Origin of the sequence: Pseudomonas sp. MF6751 (assembly GCF_016613265.1) — a bacterium.
GTDB classification, from domain to species: domain Bacteria; phylum Pseudomonadota; class Gammaproteobacteria; order Pseudomonadales; family Pseudomonadaceae; genus Aquipseudomonas; species Aquipseudomonas fluorescens_BV.
The window spans coordinates 225,800-245,566 of record NZ_JAENSV010000006.1; the positions used below are offsets into that span (position 1 = coordinate 225,800).

Below are 19,767 nucleotides of genomic sequence, written 5' to 3' on the forward strand. Positions count from 1 at the left end.
CTCTATGCTGCGTGTCCTCTTCAAACGCTTTCTCAACGTCGTGAAATGGTTTGCCATCGGCAGTGTGTTGCTGGTGCTGCTGTTTCGTGTGGTGCCGCCACCGTTCACTGCGCTGATGGTGGAGCGCAAGGTCGAGTCCTGGGTCGACGGTGAGCCTATCGACCTGCAACGCAGCTGGGTGCCGTGGGATGAAATATCCGATGACCTGAAAGTGGCGGTGATGGCCGGTGAAGACCAGCGCTTCCCACAACATTGGGGTTTTGATTTCGGCGCGATCCAGGCGGCGATTCTGCACAACGAGCGTGGCGGCTCGATTCGCGGCGCCAGCACCCTGAGCCAGCAGGTGTCGAAAAACCTGTTCCTGTGGGCCGGCCGCAGCTATTTGCGCAAAGGCCTGGAGGCGTGGTTTACCGGTTTGATCGAGGTGTTGTGGCCCAAGCAGCGGATTCTTGAGGTGTACCTCAACAGCGTGGAATGGGATGAAGGTGTGTTTGGCGCAGAGGCAGCGGCGCGGCACCATTTTGGCGTGAGTGCCAAAGGGCTTTCGCGGCAGCAGGCCAGTTACCTGGCGGCGGTGTTGCCCAATCCACGGGTGTGGAGTGCCAGCCATCCGACGGCCTATGTGGCACGGCGAGCGGCGTGGATTCGCCAGCAGATGAGCCAGTTGGGTGGGGAGGGTTACCTGGTGGAGCTGAACAACTCTCGAAAGGCACCCTGGTCCGACTGACACAATATGGGACCTGTGGGAGCTGGCTTGCCTGCGATAGCGGTGGGTCAGTAACCCATGCTTCAGCTGACACGGCCTCATCGCAGGCAAGCCAGCTCCCACATTAAGCCGAGTTGGGCTTGAGACTTTTCGAACACATACAAAAATGCCCCGATCTTTCGACCGGGGCATTTTTTGTTCGTAGCGTTTTAAGCGGCGATCGACAACTTCAGCTTGTTCATCGCGCTTTTCTCAAGCTGACGAATCCGCTCGGCCGACACGTTGTACTTCTGCGCCAGGTCGTGCAGCGTGGCTTTTTCTTCTGCCAGCCAACGCTGGTAGAGGATGTCACGGCTGCGGTCGTCCAGCACTTCCAGCGCTTCGTGCAGGTTGTGGTTGGAGTTGTCGCTCCAGTCGGCGTCTTCCAGTTGACGCGCCGGGTCGTACCGGTGGTCTTCCAGGTAGTTGGCCGGCGATTGGAAGGCGCTGTCGTCATCCGCTTCGGCGGCTGGGTCGAAGGCCATGTCATGGCCGGTCAGGCGGCTTTCCATCTCGCGCACTTCACGCGGTTCCACGCCGAGGCTTTCGGCCACGCGGTGGACTTCTTCGTTGTTCAGCCACGCCAGGCGTTTTTTCTGGCTGCGCAGGTTGAAGAACAGCTTGCGCTGGGCCTTGGTGGTGGCCACTTTCACGATGCGCCAGTTGCGCAGGATGAACTCGTGGATTTCCGCCTTGATCCAGTGCACGGCAAACGACACCAGGCGCACGCCCATTTCAGGGTTGAAACGCTTCACTGCCTTCATCAGGCCAACGTTGCCTTCCTGAATCAGGTCGGCCTGGGCCAGACCGTAGCCGCTATAGCTACGGGCGATATGTACGACAAAACGCAGGTGGGCGAGCACCATCTGCCGAGCCGCCCCCAAATCCTGCTCATAGTAGAGACTCTCGGCCAGTTCACGCTCCTGCTCGGGCGTCAGCAATGGAATGCTGTTGACCGTGTGCACATAAGCCTCCAGGTTCGCACCCGGGACCAAGGCATAAGCAGGTTGCAAAGAAGTGGTCATACGAAAAAACCTCCGACTCACATAACTCGTGCAGTTCAGCACTGCGAAAATTGACCTGGGAACCGTAGGACAAGTTCCCTAAACCGCTGATACGGTCAATACAAACGAAACCACATTAATCTGGCATTAACTACTTCGGCGCCAGCTCGCGTAAATGCCGTGCCACCGCAATCCACGCACCGATATACCCCAACAACACCGCGCCAAGCAAGAGACTCAGACCATCGGCTACCGGCACACCGGCCAGCGCGAAATCACTGCCGTAGAGCCCGGCCAAGCCGACAACCGCGTCGTTCAACCAATCCAGGCCAAACGCCAGTACCCCCCAAGACAAGATCCCCGCACCCAGGCCATACAGCGCGCCCATGTACAGGAAAGGCCGACGCACATAGCTGTCTGTGCCGCCCACCAGTTTAATCACTTCTATCTCGGTGCGACGGTTTTCAATATGAAGACGAATGGTATTACCTATCACCAAAAGTAATGCAGACACTAATAACACCGTCAGGCCGAACACAAAGCGGTCACCCAGCTTGAGGATCGCGGCCAGGCGCTCTACCCAGACTAGATCAAGTTGCGCCTGTTGCACCTTCGGCATCTCTGCGAGTTTTTGTCGCAGGGCTTCCAGCGCCGGCTTGTCGACCTCGTTCGGCGTTACCAGCACCACGCCCGGCAGCGGGTTCTGCGGCAGCTCCTTGAGCGCCTCGCCCAGGCCGGATTGCTGCTGGAACTCTTCGAGAGCCTGGTCGCGGCTGATGTACTCGGCCTCGGCTACCCCCGGGATGTTCTTGATATCGTCACGCAGCGCTTCGCCTTCCTTGCTGCTGGTGTCCAGGTTCAGGTACAGCGAAATCTGCGCCGCCCGCTGCCAGGAACCGCCCAGGCGCTCCACATTATTAAGCAACAGCGACAAGCCCATCGGCAGGCTCAAGGCCACCGCCATGACCAGGCAGGTGAAAAAGCTGCCAATCGGCTGCTTGCCCAGGCGCCGCAGGCTGTCCAGCAGGCTGGCGCGATGGCTTTCGATCCAGGCGTGCACCAGGGTGCCGAAGTCCGGGCCGTCGTCGTCGTCGTGCTTCTTCTTTTTCGGTTGCGGGTCGGCCGGTTTCGGCGCCACGCGTTCGGATACTTTAGGGCTGCGTGTAGCACTCATACGCCAGCCTCCCCATCGCCGATCAGGCGGCCGCGTTGCAGGGTCAGCATGCGATGGCGCATACGGGCAATCAGGGCCAGGTCGTGGCTGGCGATCAAGACGCTGGTGCCCAGGCGGTTGATGTCTTCGAACACCCCCATGATCTCGGCCGCCAGGCGCGGGTCGAGGTTACCAGTGGGTTCGTCCGCCAGCAGCAAAGCCGGGCGATGGACGATGGCACGGGCGATACCGACACGCTGTTGCTGGCCGGTGGACAGGTCGCCGGGAAAGAGGTCGGTCTTGTCCGACAAGGCTACGCGCTCCAGGGCTGAATCCACGCGCTTGACGATCTCGGCCTTGGACAGCCCGAGGATCTGCAACGGCAGGGCCACGTTGTTGAACACCGTGCGGTCGAACAGCAACTGGTGGTTCTGGAATACCACGCCGATCTGGCGGCGCAGGAATGGAATTTGCGCATTGCTGATAGTGGCCAGGTCCTGGCCCGCCAGCAGCAACTTGCCGGTGGTCGGGCGTTCCATGGCCAGCAGCAGGCGCAACAGCGTACTTTTGCCCGCGCCTGAATGGCCGGTGACAAACAAGAATTCGCCGCGACGCACTCGAAAGCTCAGCTCATGCAAGCCCACATGCCCGTTGGCATAGCGTTTACCGACCTGTTCGAATCGAATCATGAACGCTCCCGCTCGGCAAACAGTGCCTGTACAAAGGGTTCGGCTTCAAAGGTGCGCAGGTCGTCGATGCCTTCACCGACGCCGATATAGCGAATCGGCAACCCGAACTGTTTGGCCAGGGCGAAAATCACACCGCCCTTGGCCGTGCCGTCGAGCTTAGTCAATGCCAGGCCGGTCAGTTGCACCGTCTGGTTGAATTGCTTGGCCTGGCTGATGGCGTTCTGGCCGGTACCGGCGTCGAGCACCAGCAAGACTTCGTGGGGTGCATCGGCGTCAAGCTTGCCGATCACGCGGCGCACTTTCTTCAGCTCTTCCATCAAATTGTCTTTGGTGTGCAGGCGGCCGGCTGTATCGGCGATCAGCACGTCAATGTTGCGCGCCTTGGCGGCTTGCACAGCATCGAAAATCACCGACGCAGAGTCGGCACCGGTGTGCTGGGCAATCACCGGGATCTTGTTGCGCTCGCCCCACACCTGCAACTGCTCGACGGCTGCGGCACGGAAGGTGTCACCGGCGGCGAGCATGACTTTCTTGCCTTCACCTTGCAGCTTCTTGGCCAGCTTGCCGATGGTGGTGGTCTTGCCAGCGCCATTAACCCCAACAACGAGGATGACGAACGGCTTTTTCGGGGTGATCACCAGCGGCGCTTCAACCGGCTTGAGCATGGCGGCCAGCTCAGCCTGCAGGGATTTGTACAGGGCGTCGGCGTCGGTCAACTGCTTGCGCGCGACCTTCTGCGTCAGGCTCTGGATGATCACGGCGGTGGCTTCGACGCCCACGTCGGCGGTGAGCAGGCGGGTCTCGATGTCTTCCAGCAGCTCGTCATCAATGACTTTCTTGCCCAGGAACAGGCTGGCCATGCCTTCGCCAATACTGGCGCTGGTCTTGCTCAGGCCCTGCTTGAGGCGGGCGAAAAATCCGGTTTTGCTGGTTTCGGTGGTGGCGACGACAGGCTCTGGCTCGACGACGGCAGGTGCGGCAACAACCGGTGCCGGCACTTCAACGACGGGCGGTACTTCAGCCACAACCTCTACCGGCGCCGGCTCAACCACTGCAGGAATCGGCGGCACGACGTGCTCGGCCTGAACATCCTCTACCAACGCCACAGGCTCTTCGGCCACCGGCAGATCCAACCAGGGCTTGTGCTCGGGCGCAGGCTCAGGTTCCGGCTCGGCCTCGACGACCGGCTGCAACACCGGCTCAGCCATCGGCAACACCACCGGAACTGGCGTCTCGGCAACCGGTTCGGCTTCTATTACGGGTTCAGGGGTCGGTTCAGCGTGAACCTGCGGCTGTTCGACGACGGTTTCCTGCGGCTTTTTGCGCAGCCATCCGAACAGGCCTTTCTTCTCGCCAGCCGCAGCTGGGGTCTTCTTGTCGTCGTTGGAACCAAACATGGAGACGGCTATCTCAAGGTAGCGACGCGCCACAGGGCGCGTCGGTAAATAAAATTCGATGCGTAACAGACTGTTTTTTAGCCAGCTCGTTCATGCGCAACATTTTGTAAGGCCTAAATAGAGCCTCAACAAGACAGCCGCAGTGGCCGTCCTTAAGTCGGATCAGTATCCTAGCACCTCCTCGCCCGCCGACGCTAAGACCAAGCGGGCAGCCCAACAGGTTTAAAAACGAATGAATGCTCTAGCCCGCCGCGCCGCAGGCCTGCTGTTCAGCACAGTTTGTCTGCCTCTCTCAGCTCTGGCTGCCGATCCACAACCCACCCATGAATTCACCCTCGATAACGGCCTCAAAGTGGTCGTGCGCGAAGATCATCGCGCGCCGGTGGTGGTTTCCCAGGTCTGGTACAAGGTTGGCTCAAGCTACGAAACCCCGGGCCAGACCGGTTTGTCCCACGCCCTGGAACACATGATGTTCAAGGGCAGCGCCAAGGTTGGCCCCGGCGAAGCCTCGCTGATCCTGCGCGACCTGGGCGCCGAAGAAAACGCTTTCACCAGCGACGACTACACCGCGTATTACCAGGTATTGGCCCGTGATCGCCTGGGTGTGGCCTTTGAGCTGGAAGCCGACCGCATGGCCAGCCTGCGCCTGCCGGCAGACGAGTTCAGCCGGGAAATCGAGGTAATCAAGGAAGAACGCCGCCTGCGCACCGACGATAACCCCATGTCCAAGGCGTTCGAGCGCTTCAAGGCCATGGCGTTCCCGGCCAGTGGCTACCACACGCCGACCATCGGCTGGATGGCCGACCTGGACCGCATGAAGGTCGAGGAACTGCGCCACTGGTACCAATCCTGGTACGTGCCGAACAACGCCACCCTGGTGGTGGTCGGCGACGTGACCCCGGACGAGGTGAAAAACCTCGCCCAACGTTACTTCGGCCCGATCCCCAAGCGTGACGTGCCGCCGGCAAAAATCCCGATGGAACTGGCCGAGCCCGGCGAGCGCCTGCTGACCCTGCACGTGCAGACCCAACTGCCAAGCGTGTTCCTGGGTTTCAACGTGCCTGGCCTCGCCACCGCCGAAGACAAACGCTCGGTGCAGGCCCTGCGCCTGATCTCGGCCCTGCTGGACGGCGGCTACAGTGCACGGATCTCCGAGCAACTGGAGCGCGGTGAGGAACTTGTTTCCGCGGCTTCCACCAACTACGACGCCTACACCCGTGGCGACAGCCTGTTTACCCTCTCGGCCACGCCGAACCAGCAGAAGAAGAAAACCGTCGCCCAAGCCGAAGCCGGCCTGTGGCGCCTGCTCGATGAGTTGAAGGCCAAACCGCCGACCGCCGAAGAACTGGAGCGCATCCGTGCCCAGGTCATTGCCGGCCTGGTGTACCAGCGTGATTCCATCACCAGCCAGGCCACGGCCATCGGCTCCCTGGAAACCGTTGGTCTGTCCTGGAAGGTCATGGACACGGAGCTTGCCGATCTGCAAAGCGTGACCCCGGAAGAGATCCAGAAGGCCGCACGCACTTATTTCACCCGCGAACGTCTGAGCGTCGCCCATGTTTTGCCTGAGGAGACCGCTCATGAGTGATCGCAAAAACAGCCGCCTGATCCTGCCCGGCCTGATCGCCGTCACCCTGATGGCGGCCAGCGCCGTTTACTTTTTGCGCCCGAGCGAGTCGGTCGCCAGCCAGGCCCTGGACAAGGCTCAAACGGCCAGCACCCTGCAGTCCCTGGCGGAACTGGATGGCAAGGCACCGACCAACCGCAAGCTCGACGTACAAACCTGGACCACCGCCGAAGGCGCCAAGGTGCTGTTCGTCGAAGCCCACGAATTGCCGATGTTCGACATGCGCCTGCTGTTTGCCGCCGGCAGCAGCCAGGATGGCGACGTGCCAGGCCTGGCGCTGATGACCAACGCCATGCTTAACGAAGGTGTGCCGGGCAAGGATGTCAGCCAGATCGCCAGTGGGTTCGAAGGCCTGGGGGCCGATTTCGGCAACGGCGCCTATCGCGACATGGCGCTGGTGACCCTGCGCAGCCTGAGCGACAACGATAAGCGCACCGCCGCCCTGGCCCTGTTCGACCAGGTGATTGGCCAGCCGACGTTCCCGGCGGATTCCCTGGCGCGGATCAAGAACCAGATCCTGGCCGGTTTCGAGTACCAGAAACAGAACCCCGGCAAACTGGCGAGCATCGAGCTGTTCAAGCGTCTGTACGGCGACCATCCTTACGCGCATCCGAGCGAAGGCACCCCAGAAAGCGTGCCGAAAATTACCCTGGCACAGCTGAAGGCGTTCCATGCCAAAGCCTATGCGGCGGGCAATGCGGTGATTGCGGTCGTCGGCGACCTGACCCGTGCAGAAGCCGAGGCCATGACGGCCAAAGTGTCGGCATCGCTGCCCAAAGGCCCGGCCATGGCCAAGATCGCTCAACCGACCGAGCCAAAAGCCGGCCTGAGCCGTATCGAGTTTCCGTCCAAGCAAACCCACCTGCTGTTTGCGCAATTGGGCATCGACCGCGCCGACCCGGACTACGCAGCCTTGTCCCTGGGCAACCAGATCCTTGGCGGCGGCGGCTTCGGTACCCGTTTGATGAGCGAGGTGCGTGAAAAACGCGGCCTGACCTACGGCGTGTACTCCGGTTTCTCACCGATGCAGGTGCGCGGCCCGTTCATGATCAACCTGCAGACCCGCGCCGAAATGAGCGGCGGCACCCTGCGCCTGGTTGAGGATGTACTGGCTGATTACCTCAAGAACGGCCCAACACAAAAAGAACTGGACGACGCCAAGCGCGAATTGGCTGGCAGCTTCCCGCTGTCCACCGCCAGCAATGCCGATATTGTCGGGCAGTTGGGCGCCATGGGTTTCTACAACCTGCCGCTGAGCTATCTGGAAGATTTCATGAAACAATCCCAGGCCCTGACCGTCGATCAGGTCAAGGCTGCAATGAACAAACACTTGAGCGCCGACAAGATGGTCATCGTGACCGCCGGCCCGACGATTGCGCAAAAGCCACTACCGCCCCCCACTGATAAACCTGCCGAGCAGCCGCTCGGGGTTCCGGAGCATTAATGGCCAGTTCATCTCGCCCGAAAAAACCTGTCCACAACGTGCATAACGGTGTGGGCCAACTGCGCATCATTGGCGGTGAATGGGGCAGCCGCAAGCTGAGCTTCCCCGACGTCGTGGGCCTGCGCCCGACGCCCGATCGCGTGCGTGAAACCCTGTTCAACTGGCTCGCGCCGTACATAGGCGGGGCCAAAGTGCTGGACCCGTTCGCCGGCAGCGGCGCGCTGTTCCTGGAGGCGCTGTCCCGTGGCGCGGCCCAGGGCCAGGCGCTGGACGCCAGCAATGTGGCGGTGTCCAGCCTCAAGGAGCACCTGGGCACGCTGCGTTGCACCACCGGCCAGGTGCAGACGGCCGACGCGCTGCGCTACCTGGAAACCCAGGCAGCGACTGAATACGACGTAGTGTTCCTCGACCCACCGTTCAACCAGAACCTGCTGCCGACCGTCTGCACACTGCTGGAAGAACGCCAGTGGCTGGCACCGGATGCCTGGATCTACACTGAGAGCGAGACCGCGCCCTCCACGCTCGGCCTGCCAAGTGGCTGGCGCCTGCACCGGGAGCAGAAGTCCGGGCGGGTGTATTACGCGTTGTGGCATCGTTTGGTCGAAAACGCCGCCTGATCGTGTGGCTAGAGATTGCTCCCGCTGGGCTGCGAAACGGCCCTGAAACCTGCCAAGGTGTTCCGACTGAATAAACGCAGTGTTCTTGATGGGGCCGCTACGCGGCCCAGCGCGAGCAAGCTCGCTCGCCACAGTGAGTTCACTTGCCACCGAGAGCGTCATGACCCCTTCTTGCGACCTGTTCAAACCCGCCTTCGGCCTCGGCAATCCACACTTGCAGACACTGTGGGGGCCGCTGTGGCGCCCGACCACCCACATCGAGCGTCAGCGTGAGCGCCTGTGGCTGGAGGATGGCGACTTCCTCGATCTCGACTGGCACGGGCCTCATGACGTGCAAGCGCCTTTGGTGCTGGTGTTGCATGGGCTGACCGGTTCGTCCAATTCGCCCTATGTGGCCGGCCTGCAAAAAGTCCTCGCCACCCAAGGCTGGGCCAGTGCTGCGTTGAACTGGCGCGGCTGCTCGGGCGAGCCCAACCTGCTGGCTCGCAGTTACCACTCCGGCGCCAGCGAAGACCTGGCGGCGGCGATTGCTCATCTGCGCGCCAAGCGGCCGTTGGCGCCCTTGTACGCGGTGGGTTACTCCCTGGGCGGCAACGTGTTGCTCAAGCATTTGGGGGAAACCGGCGAGGCTTCAGGGCTGCAGGGCGCGGCGGCAGTGTCGGTGCCGTTTCGCCTGGATCAATGCGCGGATCGCATCGGGCTGGGGTTTTCGCGGGTGTATCAAAAGCACTTCATGCGCGAGATGCTGGCGTATATCCGCGTCAAGCAACGCCAATTCCTGCAGGACGGTCGTGAGGATGGGCTCAAAACCCTGGAGGCACTGGGTTCTCTAGAGAAAATGCGCACGTTCTGGGACTTCGATGGGCGAGTGACGGCGCCGCTGCACGGTTTCTTGAGTGCCGAGGATTACTATCGCCGCGCCTCCAGTCGCTATTACCTGGGCGGTATCCGCACGCCGACGCTGATTATCCAGGCGGCTGATGATCCGTTTGTGTTTGCGCACAGCTTGCCTGACGCCAGTGAGCTGTCGGACTGCATCGAGTTCGAGTTGCTGGCCAAGGGCGGGCATGTGGGGTTTGTGGAGGGTTCGCTGAAGCGCCCTGGTTACTACCTGGAGCGCCGGATCCCGCAGTGGCTCCAGACCCAATACGGTCAATAGTGTGGGAGCTGGCTTGCCTGCGATAGCGGTGGGCCAGCCAATTTTGAGGTGGCTGACACTCCGCTATCGCAGGCAAGCCAGCTCCCACACTTTCATGAAGTGCTCACACCTATCGTTTAGTCGCCCTTCGCAATTTCCCGCGCCGGTTCCGTAATCCACTCACTCCACGACCCCGCATACAACTTACCCAACGGGTACCCCGCCAGGCTCAACGCAAACAGGTTATGGCAGGCCGTCACCCCAGACCCGCAATACGCCACCAACTCCTGCGGCGGGCGCCCTTGCAGCTGCGCGGCAAAGCGTTGCTTGAGCTGATCAGCCGGTAAGAAACGACCATCACTGCCCAGGTTTTCACTGAACGCCGCGCATTGCGCGCCAGGGATATGCCCGGCAATCGGGTCGATGGGTTCTACTTCGCCACGAAAGCGCGGCTGGGCGCGGGCGTCGATCAAGGTCAGGCCGGGTTGGCCAAGGCGCTTTTGCAGGTGTTCGGCATCCAGCAACAGACGATGATCCGGCGTACCGGCGAAGGTACCTGGCTCAACCACGGGCGCATCCAGGCTCAGGGGGAAACCGGCGGCATGCCAGGCCTTGAGGCCACCATCCAGAATAAACACGCCATCACGCTTGCCCAGCCAGGCCAGCAGCCACCAGGCACGGGCGGCGTAGGCACCGGGGCCGTCGTCATACAGCACCACATCGGTGTCGGCACTGATACCCCAGGCCCGCAGTTGCCTGGCGAACGTGTCCGCCGCCGGCAAAGGATGACGACCGGTCACGCCCTTGGTCACCGGGCCGCTCAGGTGGCGCTCCAGGTCGGCGTATTGCGCGCCCTCGATATGCCCTTCGGCGTAACTGCACAAGCCGTAGTCCGGGTCTTCCAGGGCAAAGCGGCAATCCAGGATCACCCACCCGCTCGACTGTTGGCGCTCGGCCAATTGCTGGGGGCTGATCAGTTGGGCAAGCGGCATGACTGACTCCTGTGAATACAAAGGGGAAAGGTCTTACTTCACTTCTTCCAGTGCCTGATTCAACGGCACATAAAACTCTTTGAACAAGGCGTCCACCGCCTCTTTGGCCTGCGGCGTGACAAACCCCGCCTCCAGCACCAGCACCTGATAGACCCCACGCTTGATCGCCTCGGCGCTCAGGTGGGTGGATTTTTCATTGGTGGTACACAAAAAGCGCACCCACGAGGTGAGGATGATCCACGCATTCAGGGTCAGGGCTTCGGTTTGCACCGGGTCCATATTGAGAATGCCGGCATCGACAAAGCCCTGGTAGATCGCGCCGCCCTGGATCAGGCAACGCTGGGAAAAACGCCGGTAGCCGGTCGCCAGTTCCGGGTCGCTCTCCAGCAGGTGTTCGAGGTCGCGATGCAGGAAGCGATAACGCCACATGCCGGCCAATACGGCTTGCAGGTAAAAGCGTTTATCCTCCACCACCATCGTGCGTCCCTGGGGTGGGCGCAGGAAACTGTCTACCAACGCTTCATATTCGCGGAACAGCACGGCGATGATCGCCTGCTTGTTAGGGAAGTGGTAGTACAGGTTGCCCGGGGAAATTTCCATGTGGGCGGCAATGTGGTTGGTACTGACACTGCGCTCGCCCTGCTGGTTAAAAAGCTCCAGGCTGGTTTGCACAATGCGCTCGCTGGTCTTTACTCGTGGTGCCATAGGGGATCAGCTTCTATACACGGGATGGGGCATCTTACGGCCTAACCCGGCCAGGATAAATCTGGATGTTACTGCAATGTTATTTGACAATTTAGAGCAATGACTCTAAAAATCCAGGCAGACCAATAACAATCGGTGCCGCGCCATGTCTGCCAACGTTGCCTACCTGCAAGATTCCCAGGCGCTGGATCAACTCCAGGACCTGTTCGACGCCCAACGCCGCGCCTATGCCGCCAACCCGATGCCGCCGGCCGGGCAGCGCCAGCAATGGCTCAAAGCTCTGCGGGATCTGCTGAGCGACGAACGCCAGGCGCTGATCAATGCCATCAGCCAGGATTTCAGCCATCGCAGCGCCGACGAAACCCTGTTTGCCGAATTGATGCCTAGCCTGCATGGCATTCACTACGCGAGCAAACACCTCAAGGGCTGGATGAAACCTTCCCGCCGCGCTGTAGGCATTGCCTTCCAGCCCGCCTCAGCCAAAGTCATTTACCAGCCACTGGGCGTCGTCGGCGTCATCGTGCCGTGGAACTACCCGCTGTACCTGGCCATCGGCCCGCTGGTTGGGGCATTGGCTGCCGGTAACCGGGTGATGCTCAAGCTCAGCGAATCCACGCCGGCCACCGGCGAGCTGCTCAAGGCGTTGCTGGCCAAGATCTTCCCCGAGGACCTGGTGTGCGTCGTGCTGGGCGAAGCTGACGTGGGCATGGCGTTTTCCAAGTTACGCTTCGATCACCTGCTGTTCACCGGCGCTACCAGCATAGGCAAGCACGTGATGCGTGCGGCGGCCGAAAACCTCACGCCGGTGACCCTGGAGCTGGGCGGCAAATCGCCAGCCATTGTCTCGGCCGACGTGCCGCTCAAGGATGCTGCCGAACGCATCGCCTTCGGCAAAGCCTTGAACGCCGGGCAAACCTGCGTGGCACCAGATTATGTGCTGGTACCGGAAGATCGCGTGGAGGGCTTTGTCGAGGCCTATTCCAAAGCCGTGCGCGGGTTTTATCCGACGCTGGCCGACAACCCGGACTACACCGCCATCATCAACGAACGCCAACTGGCCCGGCTCAATGCCTACGCCAAGGACGCCACCGACAAAGGCGCCACCTTGATCCCGCTGTACGAGCAAGGCCAGGCTCGGCGAATGGCCCACAGCCTGCTGTTGAATGTCAGCGACGACATGACCGTGATGCAGGACGAAATCTTCGGCCCGCTCCTACCCATCGTGCCGTATCGCGGCCTTGACCAAGCCTTTGCCTACATCAACCAGCGCCCACGCCCATTGGCCCTGTATTACTTCGGCTACAACAAAGGCGAACAAGCGCGGGTGCTCCACGAAACCCATTCCGGCGGTGTGTGCCTGAACGACACCTTGCTGCACGTCGCCCAGGACGATATGCCGTTCGGTGGCATCGGCCCGTCAGGCATGGGCCATTACCACGGTCACGAAGGTTTCCTGACGTTCAGCAAGGCCAAGGGTGTGCTGGTCAAACAGCGCCTGAACGCGGCGAAGTTGATCTACCCGCCCTATGGCAAGTCGATCCAGAAGCTGATCCAGAAGCTGTTTATCCGCTGATAACCGCCACCTTCGGGACTATAAAAACAATGAACCCCAGCCTGACTGATTCACCCGCGCTGTCACGGCGCGGCGTCTTGAAAATCGGCCTGTGTGCCAGCGCCTTCCTCGCCACCGCCGGGTTGGGCGCCAGCCTCAGTGGTTGCTCCAGCAGTACGCCGGCCAGCGGCTTTGCGATGTTGCGCACCAGCGACTTGCCGTTCTTGCGGGCGGTGATCCCGGTGCTGCTGGAAGGCGCGGCCAGCGCAGAGCAAGTGCTTGCCGGTATTGAAGACACCCTGAAAAAGCTCGATTACAGCCTGCAGAACTTGTCGCCCGAAATGTTCAAGCTCACCCAGCAATTATTCGACGTACTGGGCATGGGCATTACCCGCGGCCCGCTGACCGGTATCTGGGGCAGTTGGGAAAACGCCAGCAGCGAACAGATCCGCAATTTCCTGCACCGCTGGGAAAACAGTTACCTGAACCTTTTGCGCATGGGCCAGGGCTCGCTGCTCAAGCTAGTGATCATGGCCTGGTACTTCCGGCCCGAGTCCTGGGCCCATTGCGGCTACCCCGGCCCGCCCAAGATCTAGCCTGTGCAATCCCCAAGATTGCATCTTCCGACAAGAATAAGAGAGCACATCTATGCCCGTACCCGATCTGTTCCGCGACGGCCTGGCCCGTGGCTGGAAAACCCACAATGGCGCCGCCCTGGATAACGACCTGACCCTGGAAGCGGATGTCGCCATCATCGGCAGCGGCGCCGGGGGCGGTACCACCGCCGAAATCCTCAGCGCCGCCGGCTACAAGGTGTTGCTGATCGAAGAAGGCCCGCTCAAGACCAGCAGTGATTTCAAGCTGCTGGAAGACGAAGCCTACGCAAGCCTTTACCAGGAAGGCATCGGGCGGATGAGCAAGGACGGCGCTATCACCATCCTGCAGGGCCGGGCGGTGGGCGGTACCACCTTGATCAACTGGACCTCCAGCTTTCGCACCCCTGACGCTACCCTCGCGCATTGGGCCAGCGAATATGCGGTCAAAGGCCACAGCAGCGCCGAAATGGCGCCCTGGTTCGAAAAAATGGAACAGCGCCTGGGCATCGCGCCCTGGGCGCTGCCGCCGAATGCCAACAACGATGTGATCCGCAAAGGCTGTGAAAAGCTCGGCTACAGCTGGCATGTGATCCCGCGCAATGTGCGCGGCTGCTTCAACCTGGGGTATTGCGGCATGGGCTGCCCGGTCAACGCCAAGCAGTCAATGCTGGTGACGACCATCCCGTCCACCCTGGAAAAGGGCGGCGAACTGCTTTACCTGGCCCGCGCCGAACGGCTCACATACAGCGGCGACACCATCAGCAGCCTCGAATGCGTGGCCATGGACGAACGCTGCGTAGCGCCCACAGGGCGCAAGATCAGCGTGAAAGCCAAGCACTATGTGCTGGCGGGCGGCGGTATCAATAGCCCGGCCCTGCTGATGCGCTCGGACGCGCCCGACCCACACTCGCGGCTGGGCAAGCGCACCTTCCTGCACCTGGTCAATTTCTCCGCCGGGCTGTTCGACGAGGTGATCAACCCCTTCTACGGTGCGCCGCAATCCATCTACTCCGACCATTTCCAATGGCAGGACGGCACTACCGGCAAAATGTCCTACAAACTGGAAGCACCGCCCCTGCATCCAGGCCTGGCGAGCACCCTGTTTGGTGGCTATGGCAACCAGAACGCCCTGGACATGAACCAATTACCCCACACCCACGCCATGCTCGCCCTGCTGCGCGACGGCTTTCACCCCGACAGCCCGGGCGGTACGGTGGAGTTACGCGGTGACGGCACCCCAGTGCTCGACTATCAGGTCTCGCCCTACGCCTGGGACGGCCTGCGCCGGGCCTTCCACAGCATGGCCGAGATTCAGTTCGCGGCGGGGGCCAAATCGGTCAAGCCCCTGCATCACGACGCGCGCTTTGTGAACAACTTGGCCGAAGCGCGCAGCGTGATCGACGGTCTGAGCCTGGAACTGCATCGCACCACCCTGGGCAGCGCCCACGTGATGGGCGGTTGTGCCATGGGTGAAGATCCGAAAAATGCCGTTGCCGACAGCCTGGGTCGCCATCATCAGTTGCGTAACCTGTCGATCCACGATGGCTCGCTGTTCCCCACCAGCATTGGCGCCAACCCGCAATTGTCGGTGTACGGATTGACCGCGCAACTGGCGAGCGCATTGGCCGAACGTCTGAAAACGGCATGAAAAGACAGGGTATTCACGTTATCTATCTACATAAGTCGACTTGGCCCACCGGTAATGCTGCGATACCATCCGGTTCCCCAACGGACTCCGCCAGGACGACGCGATGAACCGAGTGTTGTACCCAGGTACCTTCGACCCGATTACCAAAGGCCATGGCGATCTGGTCGAACGCGCCTCTCGCCTGTTCGACCATGTGATCATCGCGGTCGCGGCCAGCCCCAAGAAAAACCCGCTGTTTCCCCTGGAACAACGTGTGGAGCTGGCGCAAGAGGTCACCAAGCACCTGCCGAATGTGGAAGTAGTGGGTTTTTCGACATTGCTGGCGCATTTCGCCAAGGAGCAGAACGCCAATGTGTTCCTGCGTGGCCTGCGTGCGGTGTCGGACTTCGAATACGAATTCCAGCTGGCCAACATGAACCGCCAATTGGCGCCGGACGTGGAAAGCCTGTTCCTCACGCCGTCGGAGCGTTATTCGTTCATTTCCTCGACGTTGGTTCGTGAAATCGCTGCTTTGGGCGGAGATATCACCAAGTTCGTGCATCCAGCTGTAGCCGATGCACTGACATTGCGCTTCAAGAAGTAAGACTCATTGTGGCGAGGGAGCTTGCTCCCGCTGGACTGCGCAGCAGTCCCAATCCTTTCATCCCTCACCACAGAGACAGGCTCGCACTGCGGGCGTCAATGCGGCACAATTGCGCGCATTAGTTTTCAGATGCCTTGGCAGAGTGCCCTGGCAGGAGTTTCCATGTCCCTGATCATCACCGACGATTGCATCAATTGCGACGTCTGCGAACCCGAGTGCCCGAACGCCGCCATTTCCCAAGGCGAAGAGATCTACGTGATCGACCCCAACCTGTGCACCCAGTGCGTCGGCCACTACGACGAACCGCAGTGCCAGCAGGTATGCCCGGTCGATTGCATTCCTCTGGACGAGGCACACCCTGAGACTGAAGAGCAGTTGATGGAGAAGTACCGCAAGATTACCGGTAAGGCCTAAGCCTCTTCATTGCCCGTAAAGGCCTCATCGCAGGCAAGTCAGCTCCCACACTTGGATATGTGAATACATTCAAATGTGGGAGCTGGCTTGCCTGCGATAGCAATCTCAGCCCTCACCCAACCATCAGCTCTGACACCTAGGGCAAAACACACTCGCCCGCTGCCCCAGCACCACATTGCGCAGCTCAGTGCCGCAGACCTTGCACGCCTCGCCGCCCCGGCCATACACGAACAGTTCCTGCTGGAAATACCCCGGCTGCCCATCGCCGCCGATAAAGTCCCGCAACGTGGTACCGCCCCGCTCAATGGCAGCGGCCAGCACCCGCTTGATCTCAATCGCCAGCTTCAAATAACGCCCGCGTGAAATCCCACCGGCGGCGCGGCGCGGGTCAATCCCCGCTGCAAACAGCGCCTCTGTCGCATAGATATTGCCCACGCCCACCACCACCGCGTTGTCCATGATGAACGGCTTCACCGCCATCGACTTGCCGCGAGACAGCTGGAACAAGCGCTCGCCATCAAACAGGTCGGTCAACGGCTCCGGCCCCAGGCGCAGCAGCAGTTCGTGGTTGTGCGGGTCCTGGCTCCAAAGCATCGCGCCAAAACGCCGTGGGTCGGTGTAGCGCAGGGCCATACCCGATTCCAGCTCGATATCCACATGTTCATGCTTGGCCGCCGGCATACCTACCTCAACCAGGCGCAAGTTGCCCGACATGCCCAGATGGCTGATCAAGGTGCCCACTTCGGCATTGATCAACAGGTATTTGGCCCGGCGCTCCACCAGCACGATGCGCTGCCCCGACAGGCGCACATCCAGGTCTTCCGGAATTGGCCAGCGCAGGCGCCGCTCACGCACTACCACGCGGCTGACGCGCTGGCCTTCCAGGTGCGGGGCAATGCCGCGTCGGGTGGTTTCGACTTCTGGTAACTCGGGCATGTGTACCTCTTGAATGACGGGTCAGTGCGCGCCCAGTTCGCGGATCGACAACTTCAGGCTCTCGAAGTCGTAGTCCGACAGGCCCACGTAATCCAGCACCAGATGGCCGATGGCATTCCACTCATGGTCCACCGCCTGGTTACCCAGTACGCGATAGGACGAACAGATATGCTCGGCCATCTTCAAAATTGCCAGCAGGTTCTTGAGCTGCGGGTTGCGCGACGTCTCATCGCTGAAAATCGCCAGGGCGTTATGGTGATTGGCGATGGCGTCGGTGACATGCTCCGGCAGGCGCCAGGACTTGGCGGTGTAGTAGCCGACTACCGCATGGTTGGTGTGGAACGCGTTGTTCTCGGTATCGACCACGCGGCAATCGGGGCCGGCGTTGGCGTAAGCCTGTTCCAGCACGGACATGTAATTAGGGAAGCGCTTGAGCATCAACGGCACGCCGCAATCGTGGAACAGGCCCAGGGCATAGGCCTCGTCGACGGTTTGCGAGCCGGTGCGCTTGGCCAGTGTGAGGCAGGTCATGGCCACATCCTGGGCGGTGTCCCAGAAGCGGTTGAGGGTGACGATGGTGTCGTCGCTCATCTCGCCCTTGATCGACTGCGCGTTGATCAAGTTGATGATTGAGCGGCTGCCCAACAGGTTTACCGCGCGCTGGATCGATGCAATTTTGTTGCTCAGGCCGTAATACGGCGAATTGACGATCTTGAGCAGCGCGCCGGACAAGCCCGGGTCCTGGGAGATCAACCTTGCAATCACTTCCAGGTCCGGGTCGGGCATATACTGCTCCATCTGCAAATCCACCATGATTTGCGGCTGGGGCGGCACGCTGATGCCTTGCAGGGCCTGTTGGATCTGCTCGGCGGAAAGCTCTTGGGACATAAGTACACACTCTGGGCTAGGCGCGAATTCTACCCCTTATGCAGATGTGGCCGACACCCAAAAACCCAAGTGAAACCCGATCGAATGTGGGAGCTGGCTTGCCTGCGATAGCATCACCACCGTACGTCTGATACACCGCACCGCCCGCATCGCAGGCAAGCCAGCTCCCACATGAAAGAGTGCGCAAAGGGTATACTCCCGCTCTTTTTTCCGGAGCGACGTCATGTCCCTGCCAAGCCTGCGTCTCAAAGCCAACGCCGATCGTCGTTTGCGCAACGGCCACCTGTGGGTCTACAGCAACGAAATCGACGTGGCCGCCACCCCACTCCACGGCTTCCAGGCAGGCGACCAGGCTATCCTGGAAGCGGCCGGCGGCAAGACCCTGGGCATCGTGGCCATGAGCCCGAACAACCTGATCTGTGCCCGCCTGCTGTCGCGCGACATCAAGTTGCCGCTGGACAAGTCGCTGCTGGTACACCGCCTCAACGTGGCGCTGTCCCTGCGTGACCGCCTGTTCGACAAGCCGTTCTACCGCCTGGTCTACGGTGATTCCGACCTGCTGCCGGGCCTGGTGGTCGACCGTTTCGGCGACATCCTGGTGGTACAGATCGCCTCGGCGACCATGGAAGCGCATAAAGACGACGTGATCGCTGCGCTGACCCAAGTGCTCAAGCCCAGCGGCATCCTGTTCAAGAACGACTCCGCCGCGCGTGACGCCGAAGGCCTCAACCGCTACGTCGAAACCGTGTTCGGCCTGGTGCCGGAGTGGGTGGCGCTGGAAGAGAACGGCGTCAAGTTCGAAGCCCCGGTGATCCAGGGCCAAAAGACCGGCTGGTTCTACGACCACCGCATGAACCGCGCCCGCCTGGCCCCGTATGCCAAGGGCAAGCGTGTACTGGACCTGTACAGCTACATCGGCGGCTGGGGCGTGCAAGCCGCCGCCTTTGGTGCCAGTGAAGTGTTCTGCGTCGACGCCTCCGCCTTCGCCCTCGACGGCGTAGAGCGCAACGCCGCGCTGAACGGCTTTGCCGAGAAGATGACCTGCATCGAAGGCGACGTGTTCGAAGCCTTGAAAGAACTGAAAGCCAGCGAAGAACGCTTCGACGTGATCGTCGCCGACCCACCGGCCTTCATCAAACGCAAAAAAGACATGAAGAACGGCGAAGGCGCCTACCGCCGCCTCAACGAACAAGCCATGCGCCTGCTCAGCAAAGACGGCATCCTCGTCAGCGCCTCGTGCTCCATGCACCTGCCGGAAGACGACCTGCAAAACATCCTGCTCACCAGCGCCCGCCACCTGGACCGCAACATCCAGATGCTCGAACGTGGCGGCCAAGGCCCGGACCACCCGGTGCACCCAGCGATTGCCGAAACGCGCTATATCAAGAGCATTACGTGCCGGTTGTTGCCCAATAGCTGATTAAAACCGACCCCTTTTGTAGGAGCGAGCTTGCTCGCGAAGAACGAATAGACCCCACGGGCTACCTGATAGCGCTGCGTTATCGTTGTCGATCTTCGCGAGCAAGCTCGCTCCTATGTATGGACTCGCCCCCACTTTCAACCCGCTTTTCAAACATTGGTACCCGGTTGCATCTATGTATCAGGCCTATCCGAGGAAGCTCCAAACAGCTTCTGGCCA

General features: G+C 61.0%; 19 protein-coding genes. 11 read left to right on the forward strand and 8 right to left on the reverse strand.

The window, feature by feature from the left end:
• Positions 1 to 4 precede the first annotated feature (4 nt).
• Complete coding sequence (gene mtgA / locus JJD66_RS08295) at positions 5 to 727, forward strand: monofunctional biosynthetic peptidoglycan transglycosylase (RefSeq protein ID WP_014720337.1); 723 nt, start codon at positions 5 to 7, stop codon at positions 725 to 727.
• 188 nt (positions 728 to 915) lie between these two features.
• On the opposite strand, the gene rpoH is transcribed toward mtgA, so the two are convergent.
• The 4 genes from rpoH to ftsY form a co-directional block, all read right to left on the reverse strand.
• Positions 916 to 1,770: an RNA polymerase sigma factor RpoH gene (rpoH, locus tag JJD66_RS08300; RefSeq protein WP_003176698.1), complete on the reverse strand. Its 855-nt coding sequence runs from the start codon at positions 1,768 to 1,770 to the stop codon at positions 916 to 918.
• 130 nt (positions 1,771 to 1,900) lie between these two features.
• The gene (gene ftsX, locus JJD66_RS08305) at positions 1,901 to 2,923 is read right to left on the reverse strand and encodes a permease-like cell division protein FtsX (protein ID WP_054897584.1); all 1,023 of its coding nucleotides are present in this window, start codon (positions 2,921 to 2,923) and stop codon (positions 1,901 to 1,903) included.
• Entirely contained in the window at positions 2,920 to 3,591 is a 672-nt protein-coding gene (gene ftsE, locus JJD66_RS08310; protein ID WP_003195112.1) for a cell division ATP-binding protein FtsE, read from the reverse strand. Before ftsE ends, ftsX begins: the two co-directional genes overlap by 4 nt.
• Positions 3,588 to 4,988, reverse strand: coding sequence for a signal recognition particle-docking protein FtsY (gene ftsY, locus JJD66_RS08315; protein WP_105228861.1), 1,401 nt, complete (start codon positions 4,986 to 4,988; stop codon positions 3,588 to 3,590). The genes ftsE and ftsY overlap by 4 nt, the downstream gene beginning before the upstream one ends.
• A gap of 232 nt (positions 4,989 to 5,220) precedes the next feature.
• On the opposite strand from ftsY, the gene JJD66_RS08320 reads away from it, so the two are divergent.
• From JJD66_RS08320 to JJD66_RS08335, 4 genes are all read left to right on the forward strand, one after another.
• On the forward strand, positions 5,221 to 6,576 hold the full coding sequence (locus tag JJD66_RS08320) for a M16 family metallopeptidase (protein WP_200647945.1): 1,356 nt from the start codon (positions 5,221 to 5,223) through the stop codon (positions 6,574 to 6,576).
• A complete protein-coding gene (locus JJD66_RS08325; RefSeq protein WP_105228863.1) occupies positions 6,569 to 8,059 on the forward strand; it encodes a M16 family metallopeptidase in 1,491 nt (496 codons plus the stop codon). The genes JJD66_RS08320 and JJD66_RS08325 overlap by 8 nt, the downstream gene beginning before the upstream one ends.
• The gene (rsmD, locus tag JJD66_RS08330) at positions 8,059 to 8,676 is read left to right on the forward strand and encodes a 16S rRNA (guanine(966)-N(2))-methyltransferase RsmD (RefSeq protein ID WP_034128953.1); all 618 of its coding nucleotides are present in this window, start codon (positions 8,059 to 8,061) and stop codon (positions 8,674 to 8,676) included. The genes JJD66_RS08325 and rsmD overlap by 1 nt, the downstream gene beginning before the upstream one ends.
• A gap of 160 nt (positions 8,677 to 8,836) precedes the next feature.
• Positions 8,837 to 9,835, forward strand: coding sequence for a hydrolase (locus tag JJD66_RS08335; RefSeq protein ID WP_200647946.1), 999 nt, complete (start codon positions 8,837 to 8,839; stop codon positions 9,833 to 9,835).
• Between the two features lie 116 nt (positions 9,836 to 9,951).
• Here JJD66_RS08335 and JJD66_RS08340 read toward each other — a convergent pair whose 3' ends face one another.
• Together JJD66_RS08340 and JJD66_RS08345 are read right to left on the reverse strand one after the other, a co-directional pair.
• Complete coding sequence (locus tag JJD66_RS08340; protein ID WP_200647947.1) at positions 9,952 to 10,806, reverse strand: sulfurtransferase; 855 nt, start codon at positions 10,804 to 10,806, stop codon at positions 9,952 to 9,954.
• Positions 10,807 to 10,839: 33 nt separating this feature from the next.
• Positions 10,840 to 11,511: a TetR/AcrR family transcriptional regulator gene (locus JJD66_RS08345; protein ID WP_005792294.1), complete on the reverse strand. Its 672-nt coding sequence runs from the start codon at positions 11,509 to 11,511 to the stop codon at positions 10,840 to 10,842.
• A gap of 145 nt (positions 11,512 to 11,656) precedes the next feature.
• On the opposite strand from JJD66_RS08345, the gene JJD66_RS08350 reads away from it, so the two are divergent.
• The 5 genes from JJD66_RS08350 (at position 11,657) to JJD66_RS08370 (ending at position 16,304) form a co-directional block, all read left to right on the forward strand.
• Positions 11,657 to 13,084: a coniferyl aldehyde dehydrogenase gene (locus JJD66_RS08350; protein ID WP_197881949.1), complete on the forward strand. Its 1,428-nt coding sequence runs from the start codon at positions 11,657 to 11,659 to the stop codon at positions 13,082 to 13,084.
• Positions 13,085 to 13,113: 29 nt separating this feature from the next.
• Entirely contained in the window at positions 13,114 to 13,659 is a 546-nt protein-coding gene (locus JJD66_RS08355; protein WP_200647948.1) for a twin-arginine translocation pathway signal protein, read from the forward strand.
• 52 nt (positions 13,660 to 13,711) lie between these two features.
• A complete protein-coding gene (locus tag JJD66_RS08360; protein WP_198715560.1) occupies positions 13,712 to 15,307 on the forward strand; it encodes a GMC family oxidoreductase in 1,596 nt (531 codons plus the stop codon).
• Positions 15,308 to 15,410: 103 nt separating this feature from the next.
• Positions 15,411 to 15,890, forward strand: a complete 480-nt coding sequence (gene coaD / locus JJD66_RS08365) for a pantetheine-phosphate adenylyltransferase (protein ID WP_003195136.1) — start codon at positions 15,411 to 15,413, stop codon at positions 15,888 to 15,890.
• A gap of 162 nt (positions 15,891 to 16,052) precedes the next feature.
• Positions 16,053 to 16,304: a YfhL family 4Fe-4S dicluster ferredoxin gene (locus JJD66_RS08370; protein WP_003195146.1), complete on the forward strand. Its 252-nt coding sequence runs from the start codon at positions 16,053 to 16,055 to the stop codon at positions 16,302 to 16,304.
• A 123-nt stretch (positions 16,305 to 16,427) separates the two neighbouring features.
• On the opposite strand, the gene mutM is transcribed toward JJD66_RS08370, so the two are convergent.
• Positions 16,428 to 17,240: a bifunctional DNA-formamidopyrimidine glycosylase/DNA-(apurinic or apyrimidinic site) lyase gene (gene mutM, locus JJD66_RS08375; RefSeq protein ID WP_060763949.1), complete on the reverse strand. Its 813-nt coding sequence runs from the start codon at positions 17,238 to 17,240 to the stop codon at positions 16,428 to 16,430.
• A gap of 21 nt (positions 17,241 to 17,261) precedes the next feature.
• Positions 17,262 to 18,074, reverse strand: coding sequence for an HDOD domain-containing protein (locus JJD66_RS08380; protein WP_198715574.1), 813 nt, complete (start codon positions 18,072 to 18,074; stop codon positions 17,262 to 17,264).
• A gap of 277 nt (positions 18,075 to 18,351) precedes the next feature.
• Between JJD66_RS08380 and JJD66_RS08385 the strand changes: the two genes are divergently transcribed.
• A complete protein-coding gene (locus JJD66_RS08385) occupies positions 18,352 to 19,548 on the forward strand; it encodes a class I SAM-dependent rRNA methyltransferase (RefSeq protein ID WP_034101304.1) in 1,197 nt (398 codons plus the stop codon).
• Positions 19,549 to 19,767 lie beyond the last annotated feature (219 nt).

Coding starts and splice junctions, on each gene's coding strand:
- mtgA (WP_014720337.1), top strand. CDS start 5: ATGCTGCGTGTCCTCTTCAAACGCTTTCTCAACGTCGTGAAATGGTTT.
- rpoH (WP_003176698.1), bottom strand. CDS start 1,770: ATGACCACTTCTTTGCAACCTGCTTATGCCTTGGTCCCGGGTGCGAAC.
- ftsX (WP_054897584.1), bottom strand. CDS start 2,923: ATGAGTGCTACACGCAGCCCTAAAGTATCCGAACGCGTGGCGCCGAAA.
- ftsE (WP_003195112.1), bottom strand. CDS start 3,591: ATGATTCGATTCGAACAGGTCGGTAAACGCTATGCCAACGGGCATGTG.
- ftsY (WP_105228861.1), bottom strand. CDS start 4,988: ATGTTTGGTTCCAACGACGACAAGAAGACCCCAGCTGCGGCTGGCGAG.
- JJD66_RS08320 (WP_200647945.1), top strand. CDS start 5,221: ATGAATGCTCTAGCCCGCCGCGCCGCAGGCCTGCTGTTCAGCACAGTT.
- JJD66_RS08325 (WP_105228863.1), top strand. CDS start 6,569: ATGAGTGATCGCAAAAACAGCCGCCTGATCCTGCCCGGCCTGATCGCC.
- rsmD (WP_034128953.1), top strand. CDS start 8,059: ATGGCCAGTTCATCTCGCCCGAAAAAACCTGTCCACAACGTGCATAAC.
- JJD66_RS08335 (WP_200647946.1), top strand. CDS start 8,837: ATGACCCCTTCTTGCGACCTGTTCAAACCCGCCTTCGGCCTCGGCAAT.
- JJD66_RS08340 (WP_200647947.1), bottom strand. CDS start 10,806: ATGCCGCTTGCCCAACTGATCAGCCCCCAGCAATTGGCCGAGCGCCAA.
- JJD66_RS08345 (WP_005792294.1), bottom strand. CDS start 11,511: ATGGCACCACGAGTAAAGACCAGCGAGCGCATTGTGCAAACCAGCCTG.
- JJD66_RS08350 (WP_197881949.1), top strand. CDS start 11,657: ATGTCTGCCAACGTTGCCTACCTGCAAGATTCCCAGGCGCTGGATCAA.
- JJD66_RS08355 (WP_200647948.1), top strand. CDS start 13,114: ATGAACCCCAGCCTGACTGATTCACCCGCGCTGTCACGGCGCGGCGTC.
- JJD66_RS08360 (WP_198715560.1), top strand. CDS start 13,712: ATGCCCGTACCCGATCTGTTCCGCGACGGCCTGGCCCGTGGCTGGAAA.
- coaD (WP_003195136.1), top strand. CDS start 15,411: ATGAACCGAGTGTTGTACCCAGGTACCTTCGACCCGATTACCAAAGGC.
- JJD66_RS08370 (WP_003195146.1), top strand. CDS start 16,053: ATGTCCCTGATCATCACCGACGATTGCATCAATTGCGACGTCTGCGAA.
- mutM (WP_060763949.1), bottom strand. CDS start 17,240: ATGCCCGAGTTACCAGAAGTCGAAACCACCCGACGCGGCATTGCCCCG.
- JJD66_RS08385 (WP_034101304.1), top strand. CDS start 18,352: ATGTCCCTGCCAAGCCTGCGTCTCAAAGCCAACGCCGATCGTCGTTTG.